Origin of the sequence: Pandoraea sp. B-6 (assembly GCF_000282835.1) — a bacterium.
Lineage (GTDB): Bacteria > Pseudomonadota > Gammaproteobacteria > Burkholderiales > Burkholderiaceae > Pandoraea > Pandoraea cepalis.
This window is the reverse complement of record NZ_AKXS01000245.1, coordinates 1-6045: the sequence shown is the minus strand read 5'-3', so window position 1 is coordinate 6045 and position 6045 is coordinate 1. Positions and strand designations below refer to the sequence as shown.

3 protein-coding genes, 1 tRNA gene and 1 pseudogene are annotated in these 6045 nt (G+C 64.4%); 1 reads left to right on the top strand and 4 read right to left on the bottom strand.

From position 1 onward, the window contains the following. Positions 1–373 (bottom strand): annotated as a pseudogene (locus A985_RS28835) (hypothetical protein); the annotation flags it as partial. Positions 374–1009: 636 nt separating this feature from the next. Further along, a tRNA-Arg gene (locus tag A985_RS0101760) sits at positions 1010–1085 on the bottom strand. 381 nt (positions 1086–1466) lie between these two features. Here A985_RS0101760 and A985_RS0101755 point away from each other — a divergent pair. Continuing rightward, positions 1467–2366: a cytochrome c5 family protein gene (locus A985_RS0101755; RefSeq protein WP_017231711.1), complete on the top strand. Its 900-nt coding sequence runs from the start codon at positions 1467–1469 to the stop codon at positions 2364–2366. A gap of 147 nt (positions 2367–2513) precedes the next feature. Here A985_RS0101755 and A985_RS0101750 read toward each other — a convergent pair whose 3' ends face one another. Both A985_RS0101750 and A985_RS23840 read right to left on the bottom strand, forming a co-directional pair. Continuing rightward, the gene (locus A985_RS0101750) at positions 2514–3290 is read right to left on the bottom strand and encodes a metallophosphoesterase (protein ID WP_017231710.1); all 777 of its coding nucleotides are present in this window, start codon (positions 3288–3290) and stop codon (positions 2514–2516) included. Positions 3291–3769: 479 nt separating this feature from the next. Beyond that, positions 3770–5875, bottom strand: a complete 2106-nt coding sequence (locus tag A985_RS23840) for a UvrD-helicase domain-containing protein (RefSeq protein WP_017231709.1) — start codon at positions 5873–5875, stop codon at positions 3770–3772. Positions 5876–6045: the final 170 nt, after the last annotated feature.

Below are 6045 nucleotides of genomic sequence, written 5' to 3'. Positions count from 1 at the left end.
CGGTACCGAGGGCCCCCCAGCTTCCCGGGTCCTGTACCGTCACGGTGCTGGCGTCGAGGTGGCTGGAGCCGCCGCCCTGGCCATTTCCGGCGCCGCCCGCGCCGCTTCGACCCGGGAAACCGTCGCCGCCCGGTGCACCGCAGCCGCTGGTGTCGCTGGGCGTGCAGGCCGCGGCCCAGACAGGGGCTGCAGCCCCGGCGAGGGCCAGCGCAATGGCCGTGCTCCCGACCGTTCGAATGAACCCCTGACCCGTCGGTCCTCGGGCTGGACGTCGCGCCGGCACAAAGCCGAAATGTGGAGCCGAAGACGTCACCGACGTCGTAGCGGCGAGCTGCGCCTGACGGGCTGCGCACCCGAGTTTGCCTTGGACCACGAATAATCTCTCGTATCGCGCCGTGCATGGCGACCGGTGACCGAGAAGCTACGGCCTTTCCCCCGCACTACGGCAGACATGGGACGCCAATGCTCAGGAAGACCGCGCCTATTTCGATGGATGAGCATCGGTGCGTGCGCTATTTGAGTGCGCATAGGACACCGAATGTAATACAAAGGAAGGTAACTCGCTATAAGGGTGACGTTTCCCTGCGACGGTGTCCCGCGGTGAAGTGGGCGGTGAGGCTTCAGGCGGCCAGATGGCGGTTCGCGCCTGGTCGGCCATTCTTGCCCTTTCAGCCGCGTCAGGATGGCGCGGCGCGGCCCAGCCGAACCCATCTTCCTTCTGGACAAACTTTGGGAATCCGTTGGCAGCGCACACCGCGTTGCCGTTGGGCCAGCGCCGTTCAGCTGTCCGGACAATCATCCTGCCGGGCGGCAAGCACCTATCGAGCCATTGCGGCCCGCCGTCTTTTTGTATCAGGTCATTGGCGACGAGCATATGCACGCCGGACGTAGGAATGTCCGTCCGAGTCTTCGGACACGGAGCCATCAAGGCGTTCAATTCCGGCGGCGCCGCATATTCCGGATGCCCGCCGAATGCAGAATGAGAGCGGATGTAAGTGCTTGATTTGATTGGCGCGCCCGACTGGAATCGAACCAGTGACCCTCGGCTTCGGAGGCCGATACTCTATCCCCTGAGCTACGGGCGCTATGCTGACCACCGGGGGAGAAGGCGCGAACGCGCGACCGGTAGGCAAAGAGGTAGAAGCATAGCGGTTTTGCCGCGCGCCGTCCATGCCCTGTGCATCGTCTCGCCACACAATGCGGCAATTCGTTGCCAAGCGCCGCGTGAGCGCGGATTTACTGTACATGCAGTACCCCCGCACTTCGCGCACGAAGCACGCGGAACACCGCTTTGGCTTTCGCGTAAGCTAGGGAAAACACGGGACTTTTGCGGCGTCTGCGCACCGCCTTGGCGTGTCATCGGTCAAGGGTTTGTTGCTACAATGGCCCGATATTTTGACCGGATGGCGCCAGCCGCCCGGGGTGATGCACTCGGTTTCCACAAAAATACTATTGAGAGATCCCGCATGAGTGAAGCACATAACGAGCATGAGTCTCTGATCAAAACACCCAAGCAGCTCATCGCCGCCGTCGTTGCGGGTTTCCTGGTTCCGATCGTCATCATCGTCCTGCTGGTCAATTACGTCGGCAATAACGCCCTGACCGGTGCCGGCAGTTCCGCCATGACCGAACAGGCCATCGCCGAGCGCATCGCGCCCGTCGCCAAGGTCGATATCAAGGACGCCAACGCACCACGCGTCTATCAGACCGGCGAACAACTCTACAAAGCCGTCTGCGCCGCCTGTCACGCATCGGGCGCAGCCGGCGCGCCGAAAGTCGGCACGGCCGACTGGGCGCCGCGCATCGCACAGGGCTACGATGGCATGCTCAAGATCGCTCTCGCCGGCAAAGGCGCCATGCCCGCGCGTGGCGGCACCAGCCCCGCCGACGTGACGGACTACGAAATCGGCCGAGCGATCGTCTACATGGCCAACGCCTCCGGCGGCAAGTTGCAAGAACCGGCTGCCCCGGCACAGCCCGCGTCGGGCGCTGCAGCGCCCGCCCCGGCATCGGCGGCACCCGATGCAGCTTCCGGCGCCGACGCCAGCACAGCCGCCGCCGCCGCTGCCGCGATGGCCTCGCTCAAGACCGCCGCCCCGGCCGCCGCCGGCGCAGGCAGTAATCTCGAAGCGGGCAAGAAGCTCTACAACACCGTTTGTATGGCCTGCCACGCGAGCGGCGTGATGAACGCCCCGAAGTTCGGCGACAAGGCCGCATGGGCCCCGCGCATCGCCACCGGCATCGATACGCTGCACAACGCGGCCCTCCATGGCCTGAACGCCATGCCACCGAAGGGCGGTGCCGCCAACGCGTCGGACGACGACGTCAAGGCCGCCGTTGATTACATGGTGAGCGCGGCTAAGTAAATCGCCAAGTCAGCGGTCAGGTAAGCGCTCAAGCGCCAAGTCTGGCGTGAATCGCTCGGCACCCACAAGAATCCCCGCTTCGGCGGGGATTCTTGTTTCTGGCGTCCGACGAGCAGCGTCCAACTACCCATGGCGAGGGAGGCTGGATTACACCCGCACCGTCAGCGTCGGATCGAACGCCGCGTTTTCGACGCGTCCCTCGAAGCAATAGCCGCGCGGATTGCACAGCACCCGGGTCGCGCCGACGCGGTAGTCAAACGAATCGTGCGTATGGCCGTGAATCCACAACGCCGCCTCGGAGGCTTCGACGAATGAGGTCAAATCCGAAATAAACGCCGGATTGACGAGCGACCCTGCGAAACGCGGATGGATGCTCTGCGGCGTTGGCGCATGATGCGTGACCACGATGGTCGGGCCGTCGTGCGGTGCGGCGAGCACGCGCGCAAGCCAGGCGACGTTTTCACGGCACAGCGCCGCGCAGTCGTCCGGCGAGAAGAACGGCAGATTCGCCCACGGCACCGCCGGATCGCCCACGCGAATGCGTGTGAAGTCGCGTACGAATTTGCGTGACTCCTCTACGACGTCGTCGTGCTTGCCGTCGGCATCGTACAACGCGAAGTCCGTCCACAACGTCGTGCCGACAAAGCGCACGCCGCCAATCACCTCCGATCGTCGCTCAAGCAGATGCACGTTCGTGCCCGCGCTCAGGTGCCGCAAGTCGGCCAGCGTGCCCGCCAGTGTCGCGCCGTAGAACTCGTGATTTCCGGGAACGTAGATGACGGGGCGCCCCAACGCTTTCGCCCACTCGATGGCTTGCGCCGGTCGGCCGATGTCGCCGGCGAGAATCGTGACGTCGGCGTCCACCTCGGGAATGGCCAACGGCGCCACGGACAAATGCAGGTCGGACAGGATATGCAGTTTCACGCACCAGCTCCACAAAGTCTTGGGATCGGTGCCGCACACGCGCCGCCGCCGTGTGCGCCGAGCGCATCACGTGAGCGCGGGCGGTGTGGGCATTGGGTCGAAATCAAGGCAATTCACGTTTTGTTTCGCCCGTTTTCTACCGACTATCGCCCGCGTCACGCCGATGGTCAAGATGTCTTTGTCATCGGCAGGATGCGCTTCTATAGTGAAACTTCACCTGACGAGTGGAGGCGAGCCTATGCGGAAACTGTTGGTTGCTGTTCTGCTTTGTTTGACCGGTCTGGTCGGGATGGTCGTGGCGTCGAGCCCGGCAGCCGCTTGCGATCAGACGTCTTCGGGTAGTGGCAAATAGCAGCAAGCATTGACTTTACGGTACGCCGTGCCGCCGCCGACAGCCCCGGTACGATGTCGCCGTTCCTCAAGCCAGCCCCCGCTCGCGGGGGCTATTCATAGGTAGGGCGTGGTCGGCGCGCGTCGAGTCAGGCGCCCGAGGAGGATGGGGTCTTGTTCGCCCCGCCCGCGAGCATGGCCTTGAGGCTGGCGAGCCGGTCCTTCGGCGACATGGGCGCGTCCTCGGGCGGCGGGGGCGGCGCTTCGTCGAGTTGCATCTCGGGCACGAAGCGCGAGACCTCGCACGAATAGGTTTCGCGTGCCCGCTTGCGCTTCTTGCACCACGACAGTTGCAGCGAACGCTGCGCACGCGTGATGCCGACATACATCAACCGGCGCTCTTCCTCGATCTTTTCGGCGGTAACTTCTTCGTCCTCGCGAAGGTGCGGCAGGATGCCCTCTTCCACGCCGACGAGAAACACGTGGGGATACTCCAGCCCCTTCGAGGCGTGCAGCGTCGACAGGCGCACGGCGTCGGGATCGTCGCCGTCGCGGCCTTCGAGCATCGACATCAGCGCAATGGTCTGCGTGAGTTCCATCAGGCTCTTGCCGTCGTCGTCGAGGCCGTCGGCCTTGTCGAAGCCGGTGGGCTGCGCCTCGTCGCCCCGCGTGCCCTTGCGCTTCATCCATTCGAGGAATTCGAGCACGGTGGTCCAGCGCGATTGCGCCTGACGCTCGTCGAATGTGTCGTACAGATACGCCTCGTAGTGAATCCCTTCCATCAGATCGTCGATGACTTCATTGGCCGGGTCGCGCGCCGCGCGCGCTGCAATGCGCTGGATGAAGTCGCAAAACGCACGCAGCGGTTCGAGCTGGCGCGGCGGCAGCCGCGCCTCGACCGCCCCCATGTAGACGGCCTCGAACAGCGAGACCTTGGCCTGTCCCGCAAAGCTGCCGAGCACTTCGAGCGTGGTGCTGCCGACCCCCCGGCGCGGCGTGGTCACGGCGCGAATGAAGGCGGGATCGTCGTCGGGGTTTGCCAACAGCCGCAGGTACGCGCACAGATCCTTGATTTCCGCCTTGTCGAAAAACGACTGGCCGCCGGAGAGCACGTACGGAATGCGCTCGCGCCGCAGCACTTGCTCGAAGATACGCGCCTGATGGTTGCCGCGATAGAGAATGGCGTAGTCGCGAAACTCGGCGCGCCGCTCGAACTTGTGTGCCGACAAGCGAAATACGACCGACTCGGCTTCATGCTCTTCGTCGTTCATCGCCGTGACCGTGATCGGATCGCCCAGGCCGTGCTCACTCCACAGCTTCTTCTCGAAGAGTTTCGGATTCTTCGCGATGACGTTGTTCGCCGCCGTCAGAATGCGCGACGTCGAACGGTAATTCTGTTCCAGCTTGACGACCTTGAGCGTCGGGAAGTCGACCTGCAACTGCTTGAGGTTCTCCAGCGTGGCGCCGCGCCAGCCGTAGATCGCCTGATCGTCGTCGCCCACGGCGGTGAACGCCGCGCGTGGACCCGCGAGCAGCTTGAGCAGCAGGTATTGGCAGGTGTTGGTGTCCTGGTACTCGTCGATGAGCAGGTAGCGCAGCTTGTTCTGCCAACGCTCGCGTACTTCCTCGTCGCGTTCGAAGAGTTGGGCGGGTAGCCGGATCAGGTCGTCGAAGTCGACGGCCTGATAGGCCTGCAACGTGGCCATGTAATTGCGATAGACGAGGGCGGCCTGATGTTCGTCGGCGGTTTCGGCGGCGGCCAGCGCTGTCTCGGGGGTGACCAGTCCGTTCTTCCAGAGCGAGATGGCGGTCTGAACGCCGCGAATCATCGCCTTGTCGGTCGTGCCCAACTGCTCCTGAATCAGCCCGAAGCAGTCGTCGGCGTCGAGAATCGAGAACTGCGGCTTCAACCCGACGTTCGCCGCCTCGCGCCGCAGGATTTGCACGCCCAGCGAGTGGAACGTACAAATGGTGAGCTGGTTGACAGGCACCTTACGGCCTTCCTTGCCCGGCGTGGTCAGCAGCTTGCCTTCGAGCTGCTTGGCCACGCGCTCGCGCATTTCGGCGGCGGCCTTGTTCGTGAAGGTCACGGCGGCGATGTGCTTCGGCTCGAACCCCTTCGTCTCGATCAGCCAGGCGATCTTTTGCGTGATGACGCGCGTCTTGCCGCTGCCCGCCCCGGCCAGCACGAGACATGGGCCGTCGAAATAGCGCGTGGCTTCGTTCTGAGCGGGATTGAGCGGGAAGGAGGACATGGTGTGACGCGAAGGAGATGAAGACGGCGGCCGGCAAGGGTGCGCGCACGGCGAGGGCTGTGACGGCGATGCGCGGCCGCCCGCCGGGGCGAGGCATCGGCAAGCGCCGGGCGGTGGGCAAGTCTATCATGCGAGCGCCACTCGGCTGTGCGCGCCCGACAGGCGTTGTG